The 17,813-nt window shown below is 64.8% G+C and carries 15 protein-coding genes; 9 read left to right on the top strand and 6 right to left on the bottom strand.

All coding sequences use genetic code 11. From position 1 onward, the window contains the following. Nucleotides 1-128: 128 nt before the first annotated feature. Nucleotides 129-1,049 carry a transcriptional regulator GcvA gene (gene gcvA / locus AB1Z25_RS22495; protein ID WP_019102440.1) on the bottom strand — a complete coding sequence of 307 codons (921 nt, stop codon included), beginning with the start codon at nt 1,047-1,049 and terminating at the stop codon, nt 129-131. A 114-nt stretch (nt 1,050-1,163) separates the two neighbouring features. Here gcvA and AB1Z25_RS22490 point away from each other — a divergent pair, with 114 nt between their 5' ends. Continuing rightward, entirely contained in the window at nt 1,164-1,343 is a 180-nt protein-coding gene (locus tag AB1Z25_RS22490) for a hypothetical protein (protein ID WP_253314777.1), read from the top strand. Between the two features lie 339 nt (nt 1,344-1,682). Here the strand turns inward: AB1Z25_RS22490 and prfA are convergent, their stop codons facing one another. Together prfA and hemA are read right to left on the bottom strand one after the other, a co-directional pair. Continuing rightward, the gene (prfA, locus tag AB1Z25_RS22485) at nt 1,683-2,759 is read right to left on the bottom strand and encodes a peptide chain release factor 1 (RefSeq protein WP_107801379.1); all 1,077 of its coding nucleotides are present in this window, start codon (nt 2,757-2,759) and stop codon (nt 1,683-1,685) included. Next, the gene (gene hemA, locus AB1Z25_RS22480) at nt 2,759-4,012 is read right to left on the bottom strand and encodes a glutamyl-tRNA reductase (RefSeq protein WP_107801378.1); all 1,254 of its coding nucleotides are present in this window, start codon (nt 4,010-4,012) and stop codon (nt 2,759-2,761) included. Before hemA ends, prfA begins: the two co-directional genes overlap by 1 nt. Before the next feature lie 218 nt (nt 4,013-4,230). Here hemA and pdxH point away from each other — a divergent pair, with 218 nt between their 5' ends. The 3 genes from pdxH (at nt 4,231) to AB1Z25_RS22465 (ending at nt 8,293) form a co-directional block, all read left to right on the top strand. Continuing rightward, nucleotides 4,231-4,872, top strand: coding sequence for a pyridoxamine 5'-phosphate oxidase (gene pdxH / locus AB1Z25_RS22475; protein WP_107801377.1), 642 nt, complete (start codon nt 4,231-4,233; stop codon nt 4,870-4,872). A 581-nt stretch (nt 4,873-5,453) separates the two neighbouring features. After that, nucleotides 5,454-6,944 (top strand): M4 family metallopeptidase, encoded by a 1,491-nt coding sequence (locus AB1Z25_RS22470; RefSeq protein WP_107801376.1) that lies wholly within the window; start codon nt 5,454-5,456, stop codon nt 6,942-6,944. Nucleotides 6,945-7,039: 95 nt separating this feature from the next. Next, nucleotides 7,040-8,293 carry a M28 family metallopeptidase gene (locus tag AB1Z25_RS22465; protein WP_107801375.1) on the top strand — a complete coding sequence of 418 codons (1,254 nt, stop codon included), beginning with the start codon at nt 7,040-7,042 and terminating at the stop codon, nt 8,291-8,293. Between the two features lie 227 nt (nt 8,294-8,520). Here AB1Z25_RS22465 and AB1Z25_RS22460 read toward each other — a convergent pair whose 3' ends face one another. Next, nucleotides 8,521-8,988 (bottom strand): GNAT family N-acetyltransferase, encoded by a 468-nt coding sequence (locus AB1Z25_RS22460; protein ID WP_486636201.1) that lies wholly within the window; start codon nt 8,986-8,988, stop codon nt 8,521-8,523. 167 nt (nt 8,989-9,155) lie between these two features. Between AB1Z25_RS22460 and parC the strand changes: the two genes are divergently transcribed. The 5 genes from parC (at nt 9,156) to AB1Z25_RS22435 (ending at nt 15,906) form a co-directional block, all read left to right on the top strand. Beyond that, nucleotides 9,156-11,525, top strand: a complete 2,370-nt coding sequence (parC, locus tag AB1Z25_RS22455) for a DNA topoisomerase IV subunit A (protein WP_227108624.1) — start codon at nt 9,156-9,158, stop codon at nt 11,523-11,525. Beyond that, the gene (locus AB1Z25_RS22450) at nt 11,522-13,075 is read left to right on the top strand and encodes a sensor histidine kinase (RefSeq protein WP_486636200.1); all 1,554 of its coding nucleotides are present in this window, start codon (nt 11,522-11,524) and stop codon (nt 13,073-13,075) included. Before parC ends, AB1Z25_RS22450 begins: the two co-directional genes overlap by 4 nt. After that, entirely contained in the window at nt 13,068-14,399 is a 1,332-nt protein-coding gene (locus AB1Z25_RS22445) for a sigma-54-dependent transcriptional regulator (RefSeq protein WP_227105942.1), read from the top strand. Before AB1Z25_RS22450 ends, AB1Z25_RS22445 begins: the two co-directional genes overlap by 8 nt. Before the next feature lie 262 nt (nt 14,400-14,661). Continuing rightward, nucleotides 14,662-15,459, top strand: a complete 798-nt coding sequence (locus AB1Z25_RS22440) for a type 2 periplasmic-binding domain-containing protein (RefSeq protein ID WP_227105940.1) — start codon at nt 14,662-14,664, stop codon at nt 15,457-15,459. A gap of 231 nt (nt 15,460-15,690) precedes the next feature. Continuing rightward, entirely contained in the window at nt 15,691-15,906 is a 216-nt protein-coding gene (locus AB1Z25_RS22435) for an HP1242/YdcH family protein (RefSeq protein ID WP_107801369.1), read from the top strand. Between the two features lie 67 nt (nt 15,907-15,973). On the opposite strand, the gene AB1Z25_RS22430 is transcribed toward AB1Z25_RS22435, so the two are convergent. Beyond that, entirely contained in the window at nt 15,974-16,267 is a 294-nt protein-coding gene (locus AB1Z25_RS22430) for a hypothetical protein (protein WP_107802085.1), read from the bottom strand. 152 nt (nt 16,268-16,419) lie between these two features. After that, on the bottom strand, nt 16,420-17,649 hold the full coding sequence (gene alr / locus AB1Z25_RS22425) for an alanine racemase (protein ID WP_107801368.1): 1,230 nt from the start codon (nt 17,647-17,649) through the stop codon (nt 16,420-16,422). Nucleotides 17,650-17,813: the final 164 nt, after the last annotated feature.

The following is a 17,813-nucleotide window of genomic DNA, read 5'->3' as shown; positions in this document are numbered from 1 at the left end:
CGGAATGTACCGCGGGTACCTGTGCATTCTGAAAGCGTTCTTAACGCCCTTGTCTAAACTATCCGGCCAAAGCGCCGCACACTTAGAACGGGTTCTTAGGCGGCGGCGCGGACGCGCCGCCGCGCGCTTCAGTAACCGCGCCGGGCCAGCCAGCTGCTGGCCTCGCTCTTGGCCAGAATGGCCACCAGCCAGTCCCGGAACACTTTGACCTTGGGCAGTTCCGCCAGCTCGTGCGGATAAACCAGGTAGTAGCTCCACTCGGTCTCCAGCACGGTGTCGAAAGGCATCACCAGCCGGCCGGAATCCAGGTCCTGGGTCACCATGGACACCTGGGCCAGGGTCACGCCCATGCCGGCGACGGCGGCGTGCAGCGCGTATTCGGAGGCGTCGAAGGTGACGCCGCTTTCCGGATTCACGCCGTTGACGCCGGCCAGTTTCAGCCAGCGCTTCCAGGTGTCCTGATCGCGCCAGGGGTGGAGCAGGGTGTGATGGCGCAAATCGTCCGGGGTGTTCAGCGGGTGCTTGCCGTTGAGCAGGGCCGGGGAGCAGACCGGGATCAGTTTTTCGCGGCAGATGCATTCGGTGCGCAGGTCCGGCGCCACTTCGGCGCGCGCCATGCCCACCACCGCCAGATCGTACTCCGCGCGGTTGAACGGCTTGTCGTGAATCAGCTGGGTCACCAGGTGCAGCGTGTATTCCGGATAGCGGGTCTGGAAGTCCGGCAGATTGGGCAGCACCCAGCGCATCGCCGGGGTGGGCGGCATGCGCACGCGCAGATCGCTCTGCCGCAGCCGCAGCGCTTCGCTGGCCTCGTTCAGCAATTGGAAGGCCTCTCGCGCCGGCTTGATCAGCGCCTCGCCCTCGGCGGTCAGCGACAGGCCGCGCGCCTGCCGGGTGAACAGAGTGGCGCCGTAGTATTCCTCCAGCGTTTGCACGTGGCGGCTGACCGCCCCTTGGGTCAGACTGAGCGCGGCGGCGGCGCGGGTGAAGGACAAATGCTCGGCGGCGACGACAAATACGCGTAATGCATTCAGCGGTGGCAGCTTCATCTTACATGCCTTTTTATCATGGTTATCATGAAATTAACTGCTTTGTCATGCCAGGCGCAACATCGTATGCTAGGCATGCCGGGCACGGCTGGGCTTGGAACGGCGGACCGCGGCATGCAAGCCGCCGCCATGCGTCAATGGCATGAAGACCGCCGCTCCGCGTTGATCGAACCGTCCCTGCCGCGCTCCCCGATTTCCAGCGCGGCGCCCGCAGCCAAAACCAAGCCCGGCCTTGGCTTTCCCGGAAACGGAACCGTCATTCCCGAGCCTAAGGCTTTATCCGTACTGAAATAGTAACGGATTATAAATATTACAGGATGACATCCGCTTGCAACGGAGAATTTTCCACCGCTTATCGCGTGTCGCCGAAACTGCGGCGGCGTCGCCAGATTAACTGCCAATCCACGTTGGGCATTGCCGGGTTCAGACAGGGCCCGGCTTTTTTTTTGCCCGCGCTCCGGCGAGCGGACAAGAAAAAAGGCCACGCGAGTGGCCCAAAGTTCGGAGAATAAGCCCAGGCGGCGCGAACGTCGCTTGGGCGCGGGCGGCGAACCGCCCGTTCTTGAGTTTGCGAGTGTAGCGCGTTGCGCCGACAGCGGCAACGCAATAATCCTGGCTAGTACCGCCCGGCTTTCACTCGCCCAATTCCGCCAGCAGTTCCGCCTGCTGCTCGGCGATCAAGGCGCCGGTCAGTTCGCTCAGATCGCCGTCCATCACGTAATCCAGCTTGTACAGCGTCAGATTGATCCTGTGGTCGGTGATGCGGCCCTGCGGGAAGTTATAGGTGCGGATGCGCTCGGAACGGTCGCCGGAGCCGATCAGGCTCTTGCGCTCGGCCGCTTCCTTCTGCTGCTGTTCTCGGCGCTGGATGTCCATGATGCGCGCCGCCAGCACTTGCATGGCGCTGGCCTTGTTGGCGTGCTGGGAACGGCCGTCCTGACACTCCGCCACAATCCCCGTCGGAATATGGGTGATGCGCACCGCGGAATCCGTCTTGTTGATGTGCTGGCCGCCGGCGCCGCTGGCCCTGAAGGTGTCGATGCGCAGATCAGACGGGTTCAGCACCACGTCGGCCAGTTCGTCGGCCTCGGCCATCACCGCCACGGTGCAGGCCGAGGTGTGGATGCGGCCCTGGGTCTCGGTCACCGGCACCCGCTGCACGCGGTGGCCGCCGGATTCGAACTTGAGCCGGGAATAGGCGCCGAAGCCGATCAGGCGCACGATGACTTCTTTATAACCACCCAGGTCGGATTCGCTGGCGGAGACGATCTCCGCCTGCCAGCGATTGCGTTCGGCGTAGCGGGTATACATGCGCAGGAGGTCGCCGGCGAACAGCGCGGCCTCGTCGCCGCCGGTGCCGGCGCGGATTTCCAGGAAGATGTTTTTCTCGTCGTTGGGGTCCTTGGGCAGCAGCAACTTCTGCAACTCCAGCTCCAAGACCGCCAGCTTATCCTTGCCCTCGGCGATTTCCGCCTGGGCGAACTCCTTCATTTCCGGGTCCGACAACATGTCTTCCGCCGCGGCGATGTCGCTTTCGCACTGGCGGTAGCCTTGGTAGGTTTCCACCACCGGGCTGAGTTCGGCGTGCTCGCGGGTGAGCTTGCGGAACGCATCCATATTTTGAGTGGCCGCCTCGCTGGCCAGGAGGTGGGTCACCTCTTCCAGACGATCGGCCAGTTGCGCCAGTTTGGCCGCAATTGACGCTTTCATTACGACTCCGGGTGTAAACGATAAAGACGCGCCACGGCTTCCACCTGCGCGTCGTGCTCCGCGCCGCGCCCGGACGACAAGGCCCGGGTGGGGGGATGCATCAATTTATTGGTCAGTTGCACCGACAGGGTTTCCAACACCCGCTCCGGCGCTTCGCCGCGCGCCAGCTGCTTGAGCGCGGCGTCCAGCGCGGCGCGGCGCAGCCGGTCCGCGTCGTCGCGCAGCGCGCGGATCAAGGGCACGGTTTCGCGCTTCTTCAGCCAGTCGCTGAACTCGCAAACCCGGGCCTGAATGATGGTTTCGGCTTCCGCGGCCGCGCTCTGACGCGCTTCCTTGCCCACTTCCACCACGCTGGCGATGTCGTCCACGCTGTACAGGAACACATCGGCCAGCTTGCCCACTTCCACTTCGATGTCGCGCGGCACCGCCAGGTCCAGCATGAAGATGGGGCGGTGACGGCGCGCCTTGATCGCGCGCTCCACCATGCCCTTGCCTATGATGGGCAGCTGGCTGGCGGTGGAGGTGACCAGCACATCGTAGCGCGGCAGGATGTCCGGCAGCTCGGCGAGGGTGACGGCGTTGCCGCCGAACTGCTCCGCCAGCCGCTGGCCGCGCTCCAGCGTGCGGTTGGCCACGGTGATACAGGAGGGATTGCGCGCGGCGAAGTGAGTGGCCACCAGCTCTATCATTTCCCCGGCGCCGACAAACAGAATGTTCAGTTCGCCAATGGTGGGGAAGATCTGCTCGGCCAGCTTGACCGCCGCCGCCGACATCGACACCGAACTGGCGCCCACCGCGGTGTTGGAACGCACCTCCTTGGCCACGGCGAAGGTGCGCTGGAACAGGCCGTTGAGCAGGGTGCCCATGGTGCCGGCGTGTTCGGCGCTGCGCACCGCGTCCTTCAGCTGGCCCAGGATCTGGGTTTCGCCCAGCACCATGGAGTCCAGGCCGGAGGCGACGCGAAAAGCGTGGCGCGCGGCGTTGGCCTCGTCCAGCTGATACAGATAGGGCTGCATTTCCGCCAGCGCCAGGCCGTGATATTGCGCCAGCCAGCTAAGCGCCGCCTGCGGATCGCCGCCGGTGCAATAGATTTCGGTGCGATTACAGGTGGAGACGATGGCCGCCTCGCGCGCCGCATGCGAGCTGACCAGGCTGTCCAGCGCCTTGGGCAACACCTCCGCAGGAAAAGCCAGCTTTTCCCGGATGGAGAGCGGTGCGGTATGGTGGTTCAAACCAAGGGCGAACAGATGCATGGGCGGATAAGCCGCGGAAAGAAATGGGGTATTTTAGCCTAACTTGAACCGCAAGTCCTGCGCCGCGGCGGCAAGCCGCGCCGGCCCGTCGCCGGCGCCTTATACGACATAGCAGAATCCGGCGCCGCGCGCGTCCCAAATAACGCGTTCTTCTTGCGCAAACCCCTATATGGGCCAAGCGAAGCTGGCATAAGATAAGCCCCATCAAGGAGGACGAAATGTCGCTGAACCTCGCAGACATCCGCAAGGATTTTTCCAAGAAAGAATTGTCGCCGGAGGAGTGCCTGCCGGACCCGCTGGCCCAGCTGGAGAGCTGGCTGGACCAGGCCATCGCCGCGCAGATGCCGGAACCCACGGCGATGAACCTGGCCACGGCCGGCGCGGACGGACGCCCCACATCGCGCATCGTGTTGCTCAAGGGCGTGGAAGACGGCCAGCTGCTGTTCTACACCAATTATCTGAGCCGCAAGGGCCGCCAGCTGAGCGACAACCCCTATGTGGCGCTGACCTTCTTCTGGCCGGAGCTGGAACGGCAGATCCGCATCGAGGGCCGCGCCGCCCAGGTGGCGCCGGAAATATCCGACGCCTATTTCGCCAGCCGGCCCTACACCAGCCGCGTAGGCGCCTGGGCCAGCGAGCAGAGCAGCGAGATCGGCTCCAAGGGCGTGCTGGTGTCGCGCGCGGCGATGTTCGGGGTCAAACACCCGCTGAACGTGCCGCGGCCGCCGCATTGGGGCGGCTACGCGGTGACGCCGGACCGGCTGGAATTCTGGCAGGGCCGACCCAGCCGGCTGCATGACCGGGTGCAGTACGCCTTGCGGGAAGACGGCGGCTGGAAGATCGCGCGGCTGGCGCCGTGAACCGGTCTCCGGTGAGGACAACTCATTGAAATAATGAGTTTTACGCATATTCAAAAAACTGCAACCATCTCAAATTAGACAGTTTGTCCGCTTTTATAGCGATTTGGATGTTGCCGCATCACAACAAGCCGCATCGGGATGATGCGGCTTTTCATTTTCTTGATGTTTCCCTCTCTTCTCCTTGTCTACCAAGGATTCGACGCCCCGCTTTGATTTCGGTCATGCCCGCCGCCGGCCATGCCCAGGCAACTGGCACTTAGAACAGATGCATATCAAGTCGGAAAAACCAATACATAATTTATGCATTTGGCAAGTGGTCGTCAGAACAAACCAAGCCAACGTCCTCTGGTTTCAGCAATTCCTTTCCCATGCTCAGAGCGACGTCCCATGTCGGGAATGCATAAGGGACGCGGCGAAAACCTCCCCGCCCGATGGCGGCAGCCATCTTGAGGGAACGGTTTCCAAGCGTCCGAAAGGGCAGGCGCAAGCCTGTCTGGCGCCGGCGGCCTTTATGCAAGACCCGCCGGCTTGACGCGGGGCATTACCGTGTCCTGCTGATCTACATTGGAGAAAAAGTCGTGATGAAAACCCAAACTGCGATGGTTCGCGTACTGGTGCTGTCCGCTCTCGCCCTGGCTTACGGTTCCGCCCACGCCGCCGAGCGCGTCAACCTGGAAGCGCTGGCCAAATCCAGCAAACTCGTCGACGGCGCCAGCGTGTTCAGCGCCGCCGGCATCAACCAGGGCGAACTGAAAGCGCAGCGCAGCGCCCAGTTCCCCAACGGCAAAGTCGTCACCCGCTACCAGCAGTTCTATCAGGGCGTGCCGGTGTGGGGCGAGGCCGTGGTGGAGGAAAAACAGTTCGCCAAAGGCTCGTCCACCGCCGCGGCCAGCAAGCTGTCCGGCTACTATGTGCGCGGCATCGGCTCCGACCTGGCTTCGGTCAAGCCGGCGCTCAGCGCCTCCCAGGTGCTGGCCAGCGCCAAGGCGCTGAAGGCCAACGGCTACGAAACCCGCAATGAGAAGACGGAACTGGTGGTCCGTCTGGACAACAACACCGCCCAGCTGGTTTACCTGGTGTCCTTCCTGGTGGAAGGCGGCAAGGAGCCCAGCCGCCCGCACCTCATCATCGACGCCAACAGCGGCCAGGTGCTGAAGCAGTGGGAAGGCCTGAACCACGCCGAAGCCAACGGCCCCGGCGGCAACGCCAAGACCGGCAAATACCTGTACGGCACCAACTACGGCCCGCTGATCGTCACCAGCGATTGCAAGATGGACAGCGGCAACGTGGCCACCATCAACCTGAACGGCGGCACCAGCGGCACCACCCCGTACAAGTTCGCTTGCCCCACCAACACCTACAAGCAGATCAACGGCGCCTACTCGCCGCTGAACGACGCCCACTACTTCGGCAACGTGGTGTTCAATCTGTACAAGGACTGGTTCAACCTGCGTCCGATCAACCAGAAACTGCTGATGAAGGTGCATTACAGCCGCAACTATGAAAACGCGTTCTGGGACGGCAGCGCGATGACCTTCGGCGATGGCGCCACCCGCTTCTATCCGCTGGTGTCGCTGGACGTGTCCGCTCACGAAGTCAGCCACGGCTTCACCGAGCAAAACTCCGGCCTGGTCTACAGCGGCCAGTCCGGCGGCATCAACGAAGCGTTCTCCGACATGGCCGGCGAAGCCGCCGAGTACTACATGAAGGGCAAGAACGACTTCCTGGTGGGCGCGGAAATCTTCAAGCAGACCGGCGCGCTGCGCTACTTCGCCGATCCGACCAAGGACGGCCGCTCCATCGGCCACGCCAAGGACTACACCAGCGGCCTGGACGTGCACTACTCCAGCGGCGTGTACAACAAGGCCTTCTACCTGATCGCCACCAGCGCCGGCTGGAACACCCGCAAGGCCTTTGAAGTGTTCGTGGACGCCAACCGCCTGTACTGGACCTCCAACGCCACTTACAACAGCGCCGCTTGCGGCGTTGAAAAAGCGGCCGAAGCGCGCGGCTACAGCAAGGCCGACGTGACCAAGGCCTTCACCGCCGTGGGCGTGGCTTGCGGCAGCTGATGACCGCCTGACGGCGCGGCCATGACGGCCCGCGCCGTTTCTCCCATCCGCCGGCCATGGCCCGTCCATGGCCGGCATCGCTCAGGAATTCCGGAATGCTCACTCTCAAACCGAGTCTCGTCGCGCTCTTGGCCGCCACCAGCCTGGCCGGCGCCGCCCAGGCCGCCCCGGTGTGGATTTCCATCGGCGACGACGCCTACCAGCTATTGCAACAGGTCAGCCCGAAAAGCCGCAGTCAGGAAAGCCGCCAGCTGGCGGTGAGCGCGCTGCCGGCCGGCGTGTCCGCCAAGGGCGTGGCCACCGAGAAGGTCCACCTGGTGCAAGTGGACGACAGCGTGCTGCCGCAATTGTCGGACGCCATCCACCACAGCCTGCGCCATTGCGGCGGCTTCATCGTGCACAAGGATCTGCAGGACGCGCGCACCGCGCTGAAAGCCCCGGTGGCCAGCGCGCTGCTGCCCAGCTACCAGATCAACGACCAGGCCGCCGTCAACAAGCTGTTGCCGCAGCTGCAGGACAGCAACATCCTCGGCACCATCCAGTCCCTGTCCAACTACCAGAACCGCTTCTACACCACCAGCCACGGCGTCAACGCCTCCAACTGGATCGCCAGCCAATGGCGGCAGCTGGCCGCCGGCCGCGGCGACGTGAGCGTGGAGCAGTTCGCCCACAGCGCCTGGCCGCAGAAATCGGTGATCCTCACCATCAAGGGCAAGGACAACGCCGCCGAAACCCTGGTGCTGGGCGGGCATCTGGACTCCACCGTGGGCAACGGCACCGGCGAAACCAGCCGCGCGCCGGGCGCCGACGACGACGCCTCCGGCATCGCCAGCCTGACCGAGGTGATCCGCGTGCTGATGGCCAACAACTACCAGCCGCGCCGCACCATCAAGTTCATGGCCTACGCGGCGGAAGAAGTGGGCCTGCGCGGCTCCTCCGACATCGCCAACCGCTACAAGCAGCAGAAGGTCAACGTGGTGGGCGCCTTGCAGCTGGACATGACCAACTACCAGGGCAGCGCGGAGGACATCTTCCTGTTCACCGACTACACCAACGCGTCGCAGAACACCTTCCTCGCCAACCTGGCCAAGGTCTATCTGCCCAATCTGAAAGTGGGCTACAGCTCGTGCGGCTACGCGTGCTCGGACCACGCCTCCTGGCACAAGAACGGCTACCCGGCGTCCTTCCCGTTCGAGTCCGCCTTCAACCAGTCCAACCCCAATATCCACACCGTGCGCGACACCCTCGCCAGCGCCGGCAACCAGGCTCGCCACGCGCTGAAGTTCTCGCAACTGGCGCTGGCCTACGCGGTGGAATTGGGCAGCGACGGCCCGGCGGTCAAGCGCTGAGCCCAACGCCCCGTCCGATGCGCCCACCCCCTCCCGGGGGTGGGTTTTTCATTGTGGGCCATGCCGCGAGCGCTCAGAACGTGTTTACGATCTCGCGAGCTAAGGCGAGACAAGGCGAAAACGGTTGAAGAAGCGGAATGTACAGGTGGTACATGAGCATTCTGAAAGCGTTTTCAACGCCCTTGTCTAACTATTCCGCCGACGCGCAGCAGATCGTAAACAGGTTCTCAGACGCCGGCCTCGCGCCGCATGTCCACATGCGGAATGCCGCCGTCGTCGTAAGCCTCGGATACCACGCAGAAGCCGAAACTTTCGTACAAGGCCTGCGCGTCGGTCTGCGCCGACAACATGACGGCCGCCTGCGGGAAATGCGCGCGGCACTGCGCCACCGCCTGCGCCAGCAAAGCCTTGCCCAGACCCTGGCCGCGCGCCTCCGGCGCCACCACCACCCGGCCTATCGCCGCCGCGTCCGGGTATTTCTCCCCCGGCGCGATCAGGCGCGCGTAAGCCAGCAGCCGGCCGCCGTCGTCGTGGCCGGACAGGTGCAGACAGTGCAGGTCCACGCCGTCCACGTCGCCGTAAATCGACTGCTGCTCCACCACGAACACCCGGTCGCGCAACTGCAAGGCCCGATACAGCGCCAGCGGCGTAAAACCATCGAAACGGTGGCAGTGCCACGCAACTCGGTTTGCCATAGTAGAATTCCCCTGAACTGATTCATTATCATCGGCCGGCTTAGCGACGCGCCCGGGCCAAGCTTACGACAAGGCGTGTTTGCCAGCTATAACCGTGAGGACAGGCTTTGCCGTGGCGCAAACGCCGGCCGATGAACGCTAACCGATTCAACTCCTGCCTTGCCCATATGAACGATAACGATCTGTTTGCCGAGATTACGCCGGACGGCGCCGCCGCCCTGACCCCGCCGCCGCCCACTCCGCCCGCGGCAGACGCCGACGACGGCGAGTGGATTCCGCTGGACCTTTACGCCGAGCGCGCCTACCTGGAATACGCGATGAGCGTGGTCAAGGGCCGCGCGCTGCCGGAAGTGGCCGACGGCCAGAAACCCGTGCAGCGCCGCATCCTGTACGCGATGCGCGACATGGGCCTGGCCCACGGCGCCAAGCCGGTGAAATCCGCGCGCGTGGTCGGCGAGATCCTGGGTAAATACCATCCTCACGGCGACAGCTCCGCCTACGAGGCGCTGGTGCGCATGGCGCAGGACTTTACGCTGCGCTACCCCTTGATCGACGGCCAGGGCAACTTCGGCAGCCGCGACGGCGACGGCGCGGCGGCGATGCGTTACACCGAGGCGCGGCTGACGCCGATCGCCGATCTGCTGCTGTCGGAAATCGACATGGGCACCGTGGACTTCGTGCCCAATTACGACGGCGCCTTCGAAGAGCCGCGCTTGCTGCCGGCGCGCCTGCCCATGGTGCTGCTCAACGGCGCCTCCGGCATCGCCGTGGGGCTCGCCACCGAAATCCCGCCGCACAATCTGACCGAAGTGGCCCAAGCCTGCGTCGCGCTGCTGGACGATCCGGAACTGGACACCGCGGCGCTGATGCAATACGTGCCCGGCCCGGACTTCCCCGGCGGCGGCCAGATCATCACCCCGGCCGAAGACATCCTCGCCGCCTATGAAAGCGGCCGCGGCAGCGTGCGCGTGCGCGCCAAGTGGGAAGTGGAAAAACTGGCGCGCGGCCAGTGGCGCGTGATCGTGTCCGAACTGCCGCCCGGCTCCAGCGCGCAGAAAGTGCTGGCGGAGATCGAAGAAGCCACCAATCCCAAGGTCAAGACCGGCAAGAAGGCGCTGACCCAGGACCAGCAAAACCTGAAGAGCCTGATGTTGTCGCTGCTGGACCGCGTGCGCGACGAATCCGACAGCGAGTGCCCGGTGCGCCTGGTGTTCGAACCCAAATCCAGCCGCCAGGACCCGGACGAGTTCATCAACACCTTGCTGGCGCAGACCAGCCTGGAAGGCAACGCCTCGATGAACCTGGTGATGATAGGCCTGGACGGCCGGCCGGGTCAGAAAGGCCTCAAGCCCATCCTCAGCGAATGGCTGGACTTCCGCCGCACCACCGTCACCCGCCGCCTGCAGCACCGGCTGGCCCAGGTGGAAAAGCGCATCCACATCCTGGAAGGGCGGATGATCGCCTTCATCCACATCGATGAAGTGATACGCGTGATCCGCGAATCCGACGAGCCCAAGCCGGACCTGATCAAGGCCTTCGGCCTGACCGAGATCCAGGCAGAGGACATCCTGGAAATCCGCCTGCGCCAACTGGCGCGGCTGGAAGGCTTCAAGCTGGAGAAAGAGCTGTCCGACCTGCGCGAGGAGCGCGAAGGCCTGCGCCACGTGCTGGACACCCCGGACGCGCTGCGCACCATGATGCGCGAGGAAATCCAGGCCGATGCCGCCAAATACGGCGACAAGCGCCGCAGCGAGATCAAGACCGCCGAGCGCGCGGTGCTGACCCAGACCATAGCCGACGAGCCGGTCACCATCATCCTGTCGCAAAAGGGCTGGATCCGCGCCCGCGTCGGCCACAACGTCGACCTCGCCGCGCTGGCCTTCAAGGACGGCGACGCGCTGCACACCGTGGTGGAAACCCGCACCGTGTGGTCGGTGATCGTGCTGGACTCCAAGGGCCGCGCCTACACCGTGGATCCGGCCGACGTGCCCACCGGCCGCGGCGACGGCGTGCCGGTGGCCTCGCTGGTGGACCTGCAGGACGGCGCCAAGCCGGCGCAGATGCTGTCCGGCAAGGACGAGACCCGCTTCGTCGTCGCCGGTTCCGGCGGTTACGGCTTCATCGCCAAGCTGGGCGACATGGCCGGCCGGGTCAAGGCCGGCAAGGCCTTCCTGACGCTGAACCCGGAAGAAAGCGTGCTGACCCCGGCGCCGCTGCCGGCGGCCGGCATAGTCGAAGCCACCCAGTTGGTGGCCGCCGCCGACAACGGCCGGCTGCTGGCCTTCCCGGCCGCCGAGCTCAAGGAGCTGGCCAAGGGCCGCGGCCTGATGCTGATGGCGCTGGACAACGGCGAAGCCCTCACCGCCGTCGGCCTCGTCAACGGCGACAAGGCGCTGCTGTCCACGCTGTCGGTGCGCGGCAAGGCCTCCGATGAAAAACTGGCGCTGGCGGAGTTTGCCGGCAAGCGCGGCAAGAAGGGCAAGCTGATGCCCAAGAAATGGAGCGTCGGCGCCATCAGCGAGCTGCCGACGACATGAACCGGGACCGCCCGCCCACGCCGTTGACCCCGCGCAGCGGGCTGGTCTTCATCAACAGCTTCCGGGCGGCGCTGCTGCTGGTGCTGCTGGCGATGTCGCTGTTCGCCAACCGCGAAGGCGAATCGCTGGTGGCCGGCGGCAAGGCCTTCTATCTGTGGAGCGGCGTCTACGCCGCGCTGATCGGCGCCTGGTTTCTGCTGCGCAACGGCCGGCTGGCCCACACCCTGCAACTGACCCTGGCCATCGCCGCCGACATCGCGATGATCGTGCTGCTGATGGGCATCAACGACGGCGTGCGCAGCGGCTACGGCATCCTGCTCCTGCCCTATCTGGCGGTGGCCGGCCTGCTGTCCTCCGGCCGCTACGCGCTGTTCTACGCCTCCATCGCCACGCTGATCCTGCTGTCCTTCGTCGGCGTCGAGCAATACCTGGGCATAGGCCGCGGTTCCGACTTCTACTACTCCGCGCTGCTGGCCACCGCCGGCTTCATCACCTCCATCGTCACCTGGAAGCTGGGCCGGGTGGCGCGCGACTCCGAGGCCTTGGCCACCCGCCGCGGCGGCGAAATCGCCAACCTCAACCGCCTGAACGAACTGGTGCTGCAAAGCCAGCGCGACGCGGTGGTGGTGCTGGACCCGTCCGGCCTGCTGCGCCAGTTCAACAACCAGGCGGCGCGCTACTTCGGCGCCATGCGCCGTGGCCACGTCGTCCCGGAACTGCTGCCGCTGGTGGAGCGCTGGCGGCACAACGGCTGCCCGCCCAATCCCAGCTTCATTGACCGCAATATCCGCGGCCGCCAATTGGTGGGCCGCATGGTGCCGGTGCTGATGGGCGACGACCACGCGCTCTTGCTGTTCATGCGCGATATGGCCGACATGGCGGAAGAGGGCAAACGCGTGAAGCTGGCGGCGCTGGGACGGCTCACCGCCAATATCGCCCATGAAATCCGCAACCCGCTGTCGGCGATCAACCACGCGGCGGATCTGCTGGCCGAAGACGAAACCGATCCCGCGCGCCAGCGGCTGATCCGCATCGTGCAAGGCAATAGCAAGCGCATCAACCACATGGTGCAGGAAGTGCTGGCCTTGAACCGCCGCGACCGGATCAAGCCCGAGCCCATCCGGCTGCAGCCTTTTCTGGACGAACTGCTGGACCACTTCGGCGTGGTGGAGGCCGCCGCCGCCGGCGCGATCTGCTGCGTCTACCAGGCGCAGACCGCCGCGGTCCAGTTCGACCGCGGCCATTTCGGCCAGATTCTCAATAATCTGCTGGCCAACGCCTGGCGCTACTCCAGCAAACAGCCGGGCGCGGTGCGCATCGAAGTGGGCGAAGTGGAAAACCACCTGACCATCAAGGTCATGGACGATGGGCCGGGCATGAGCGAAGATGCCCAGGCCCGCTTGTTCGAACCCTTTTTCACCACGGAAAGCGCCGGCACCGGACTGGGCCTGTACATTGCGCGCGAGCTGGCGGAAGCCAACGACGCGCGGCTGGACTACTGCCCGCCCGGCGGCGTGTTCCGTCTGATCTGTCACAAGGCTTATGGCTAAATCCTCCCTGCGCGTGCTGGTGATCGACGACGAACCGGACATCCGCGAACTGCTGGAACTGACCCTGATCAAGATGGGGCTGGACGTGGCCACCGCCGCCAGCGTCGGCGCCGCCAAACTCAGCCTGAACAGCCAGCCCTTCGACCTGGCGCTGACCGATATGCGCCTGCCGGACGGCGAGGGCATCGAGGTGGTGCGCCATATCGCCGAGCAGGGGCTGGACGTGCCCATCGCGGTGATCACCGCCTACGGCAACACCGACAACGCGGTGCTGGCGATGAAGGCGGGCGCCTTCGACTACCTGCAAAAACCGGTCAGCCTGGCGCAATTGCGCAGCCTGGTGAAGTCCGTGCTGCGCGTGGACAACGGCAAGCCCGGCGCCGCGGTGCGGCTGGACGGCGAATCCCCGGCGATCCAGGAAGCCTTGCGCCTGGTCGGCAAGCTGGCGCGCAGCCAGGCCGCGGTCTACCTCAGCGGCGAGTCCGGCACCGGCAAGGAACAGGCGGCGCGGATGATACACGAGCACAGCGCGCGCGCCGAACGGCCGTTCATTCCGGTCAACTGCGGCGCCATCCCGGAAACGCTGATGGAAAGCGAATTCTTCGGCTACCGCAAAGGCGCGTTCACCGGCGCCGACAACGACCGCGACGGCTTCTTTCAGCAAGCCAACGGCGGCACGCTGTTTCTGGACGAAGTGGCCGATCTGCCGCTGGCGATGCAGGTCAAGCTGCTGCGCGCGATTCAGGAAAAGAAAGTGCGCCGCCTCGGCAACGCCCAGGAAGAAGCGGTGGACGTGCGCATCATCTGCGCCACCCACAAAGACCTGGCGGCGCGGGTGGACGCCGGCAGCTTCCGCCAAGACCTGTATTACCGGCTGAACGTGCTGCCGCTGCGCATGCCGCCGCTGCGCGAACTGCGCGAGGATCTGCCGCGCTACATCGCCGGCCTGCTGGAACGCTTTTCCCCCGATGAAAAACCGCGGCTGGCGCCGGCGGCGCTCAAGGCCTTGCTGGAATACAATTACCCGGGCAATTTCCGCGAACTGGAAAACATCCTGGAGCGCGCGGTGGCGCTGGCCAACGACGCCCGCATCGAATTGCCGGACCTGCAACTGCTGCCTGGCGATCACGGCGGCCACGGCGACGGCGAAGCGCCGACATGCGCCGACGGCGAGGCGCTGCAGGACTTTCTGGACCGGGTGGAGCGCGAGGCGATACTCAAGGCGCTGGAAAGCACCCGCTTCAACCGCACCCAGGCCGCCAAGCAGCTGGGCGTGACCTTCCGCTCCATGCGTTATCGGATGGAAAGGCTGGGCATCAAATAAGAAGAGTTTTCAACACGGCATCGCCGAAGCGCAGCAGGCTCTGCGCTAAGCACGCTGTGGATAAGCACGGCATTGCACCAAATCCTGTGGATAAGCCATATTCTCGCTTTTTGCCGGCCCCTTGCCGGAAAGCCGGGAAGCCCGGCCGCGCAATCGCTACAATGCGGCAGCCGCGGCCCGCGTCCGCGCATCAGACAAGACCGGACCCGGTCCAGCGGCTATAAATAATCTATTCGGCGGCCCCGCCCAAGCGCGCGCGCCATTGCAAGACATCGATATCCGCTACCGCCCCATGGCTTTCTCGCCGCTCCACCTCGCCCGCCGCGCCTTGCCGGCCCTGCTGTTCGGCGCGCTCAGCGCCCCGATAGCCGCGCTGCCGTCGATCCGGGTGGCGCTGGGCGAAACCAAGCAGCCCTATATCGACGCAGAGCGCGCCAAAGGCGTGGAATACGATATCGTCCGCCAGGCCCTGATCCAGGCCGGCTATCAGCCCCAGATCCGCTTCGGCCCCAATCTGCGCGCGCACAACTGGCTGGCCAACGGCCAGGTGGACGCCGCCATCGCCAATAGCGGCGGCCATGTTTCCGAGCCCTACATCGTCTACCAGAACATGGCGATCACGCTGTGCAAACGCCGCATCCGCCTGCGCCGGCTGGACGACCTGGCCCGTTTCCGGGTGGCCGCCTTCCAGGGCGCCCACCTCTACCTGGGCCCCGACTTCGCCGCGCTGGCGCCGCAGATTACGTCCTACCGGGAAGAATCGCCGCAGGTCACCCTCAACCGCCTGCTGTACAGCGAGCGCGCCGACGTGGCGATTTCCGACGTCAACATCTTCCAGCAGTTGAGCCACGAGCTGCGCCGGGAAATCGACGTCGGCGCCAAGCTCTGCCCGTACGCGCTGTTCACCCCCACCCATTACCGGCTGACCTTCCGCGACGTCCGCGACCGCGACCGCTTCAACCAGGGCCTGCGCCGCTTCGCCGCCGCCGGCGGCTACGAGAAACTGGCGGAACGCTACCAGCTGCCCACCCAGCGCGGACGCCCCTGGTTCAAGCCCTGAGAACCTGCCGCGCTTCGGCGATACGGCGTTGAACAGACTCTGAGCGCGCCTTGCCGCGCCCGGCTGGCCTAAGGGTGGGTGTCTGCTCTGGATCAATAACCTTCGCCGCCGCGCGGTGTTAGCATGGTTTGGCAGTATCTGATCGCTGACGGCCGCTATCTTTGCCCTTAGGCTTCGCCCGGGTCCACGTCGTCAGCCGCTCCATGTATCCACCCGCCCAAGGAGTCGCCCATGTTTCCCGAATACCGCGAACTGATCAGCAAGCTGAAAACCGAAGACGAGCACTTCACCCGCCTGTTCAACAAACACAACGACCTGGACCAGAAGATCAAGAATATGGAAGCGCGCATCGAGCCTTCCGTCGACTTCGAAATCGAAACCCTGAAAAAGGAAAAACTGCGGCTGAAGGATGAGTTGTACATCATCCTGAGAAAGGCCGCCGGCTAAATCCGGCATCTGCGCGCAAGAACAAAGCCCGCCGACAGGCGGGCTTTTGCATGATGCGCGCCGGGCTTCAGACCGTGGGCGCGTCCTTCTCCAGCTCCGCCAGAATCGCGCCAGGCTCCTGGGTCACTTCCAGAACCTTGCGGATGCGGTTGAACGCCACGCAGGCGTCGGCCGGATACTTGCCGAACGGCGTCAGCCCGCCATGGCTCCAGCCCGCCGCGGCCAGCACGTCCTTGCGGAACTGCGAGCCATCGGCGCTGCCGCCGGCGATCTGCTGCAAGGCCCGGTCGATCAGAATATGCGGAAACGGGTTGCGGGACAGCGTGGTGAAATGCTCTGGGCGAACTTCGTCGAACTGCATGGCGCACTCCTGATGCGTGAACATGATTCATCTAAGTCCAAACCAGGGCAATTCGCCAGCAGACTGTGAAGACTCACACGCCGCCGCCGCGAACGGCGGCGGCGCGGCCAGGCTCAGCGCCTATTCAAAACGCGCGCGGCCTTGAACCGGCGCTAGCGGTTCACCAGCAATTTGGGGTTGGAATTGCCCCACACCGTGTACAGGTCGGCCAGCAAGGCGCCGTTGATGTCCTCCAGCTCGGCGGCGCCGATTTCGCCCTTGCCCTGCTTGCCGAACAACACCACCTCGTCGCCGATCTTGGCGCCCGGAATCTCGGTCACGTCCACCATCAGCGTATTCATCGACACCTTGCCCACCACCGGCGCGCGCTGGCCGTTGATCAGCACATGCGCCTTATTGGTGAAGGCGCGGCGATAGCCGTCGGAATAGCCGACCGGGATATTGGCCAGCAAGGACTCGCGCTTCAGGGTGTAAGTGCGGTCGTAGCCGACGGTGTTGCCGGCCGGATAGCGGTTCACCGCCGCCACGCGCGATTTGAAGGCCATCACGCGCAGATATTCGGTATGGCTGGGCACGGTGTCGCCGAAGATGGCGCCGCCCGGACGCACCATGTCCAGCCGCGCTTCCGGCACTTCCAGCGTGGCGAAGCTGTTGGCGCAGTGCAGGGTGATCTTGCTGCGGTCCAGGCCGCCCGCCTTGATCAGCCAGGCGCTTTCCTGCTTGAAGGCCGCCAGGCCTTTTTCCACGTCGGCCTTATCCTCCACCGGGAAGTGGGTCATGATGCCCACCACTTGCAGATTGGGCAGCTTGAGCATGGCCAGCGCGTCGCGGCGGCCTTGCTTGCTGGCCAGCTCCACGCCGTTGCGGCTGATGCCGGCGGAATTGATGGCCAGATGGATTTGCAGCGTCTTGCCCTGGCGCTTGGCCAGCGCGGACGCCTGACGCGCCAGTTCCAGATTGCCCACCAGCTCTTGCATATCGTATTGCAGGCCGTCCGCTATCTCTTCCTGCGTGGCGCTGCGCACGCGCGCCACCACACCCTTATAGCCGCTGGCGCGGGCCACGCGGGCCTCTTCATTGCTGGCGATGCCCACGCAGGGAATGCCCTGGGCGATGATGGACGGCATCACGTTGGCGATGCCGTGGCCGTAGGCGTCCGCCTTCAAAATGGCGCACACCTTGGTGTCGGCGCCCACCAGGCGCTTGAGTTCGGCCAGATTGTGATCCAGCGCCGCCTTGTCGATTTCCAGCCAGGCGTTGCCGCGCGCCGCTTCCGCGGTGGAGCCGCTGTTGGCCGCGGTCAACGGCGGCGCCGCCATGGTCAGCGCGGGCGCCAGGGCCAGGCCCAGCGACAAGGCCAGCAGTGTTTTCTTGAATTGCATAAATCGTCCCCCGAGTGTGAATGCCGCTTGCCGACAAGGCCGTTCCGGCATCCGGGAGATGATAGGAGGCAGATATATTCATGTCGATATGAATATTCACTGCTAGTCCTGGTTTTGCATAAGCGCTTGACTGCGCGCAAACCCGGCAACGGCGAGCGGCCCTT

It is taken from the genome of Chromobacterium sp. HL1 (assembly GCF_057418835.1).
Note: the sequence above shows the minus strand (reverse complement) of the source record. Positions and strands in the feature narration are given on the sequence as shown.

Excerpts from the sequence above, each read along its gene's own strand:
- gcvA (WP_019102440.1), bottom strand. The coding sequence starts at position 1,049 with ATGAAGCTGCCACCGCTGAATGCATTACGCGTATTTGTCGTCGCCGCC.
- AB1Z25_RS22490 (WP_253314777.1), top strand. The coding sequence starts at position 1,164 with ATGCAAGCCGCCGCCATGCGTCAATGGCATGAAGACCGCCGCTCCGCG.
- prfA (WP_107801379.1), bottom strand. The coding sequence starts at position 2,759 with ATGAAAGCGTCAATTGCGGCCAAACTGGCGCAACTGGCCGATCGTCTG.
- hemA (WP_107801378.1), bottom strand. The coding sequence starts at position 4,012 with ATGCATCTGTTCGCCCTTGGTTTGAACCACCATACCGCACCGCTCTCC.
- pdxH (WP_107801377.1), top strand. The coding sequence starts at position 4,231 with ATGTCGCTGAACCTCGCAGACATCCGCAAGGATTTTTCCAAGAAAGAA.
- AB1Z25_RS22470 (WP_107801376.1), top strand. The coding sequence starts at position 5,454 with ATGAAAACCCAAACTGCGATGGTTCGCGTACTGGTGCTGTCCGCTCTC.
- AB1Z25_RS22465 (WP_107801375.1), top strand. The coding sequence starts at position 7,040 with ATGCTCACTCTCAAACCGAGTCTCGTCGCGCTCTTGGCCGCCACCAGC.
- AB1Z25_RS22460 (WP_486636201.1), bottom strand. The coding sequence starts at position 8,988 with ATGGCAAACCGAGTTGCGTGGCACTGCCACCGTTTCGATGGTTTTACG.
- parC (WP_227108624.1), top strand. The coding sequence starts at position 9,156 with ATGAACGATAACGATCTGTTTGCCGAGATTACGCCGGACGGCGCCGCC.
- AB1Z25_RS22450 (WP_486636200.1), top strand. The coding sequence starts at position 11,522 with ATGAACCGGGACCGCCCGCCCACGCCGTTGACCCCGCGCAGCGGGCTG.
- AB1Z25_RS22445 (WP_227105942.1), top strand. The coding sequence starts at position 13,068 with ATGGCTAAATCCTCCCTGCGCGTGCTGGTGATCGACGACGAACCGGAC.
- AB1Z25_RS22435 (WP_107801369.1), top strand. The coding sequence starts at position 15,691 with ATGTTTCCCGAATACCGCGAACTGATCAGCAAGCTGAAAACCGAAGAC.
- AB1Z25_RS22430 (WP_107802085.1), bottom strand. The coding sequence starts at position 16,267 with ATGCAGTTCGACGAAGTTCGCCCAGAGCATTTCACCACGCTGTCCCGC.
- alr (WP_107801368.1), bottom strand. The coding sequence starts at position 17,649 with ATGCAATTCAAGAAAACACTGCTGGCCTTGTCGCTGGGCCTGGCCCTG.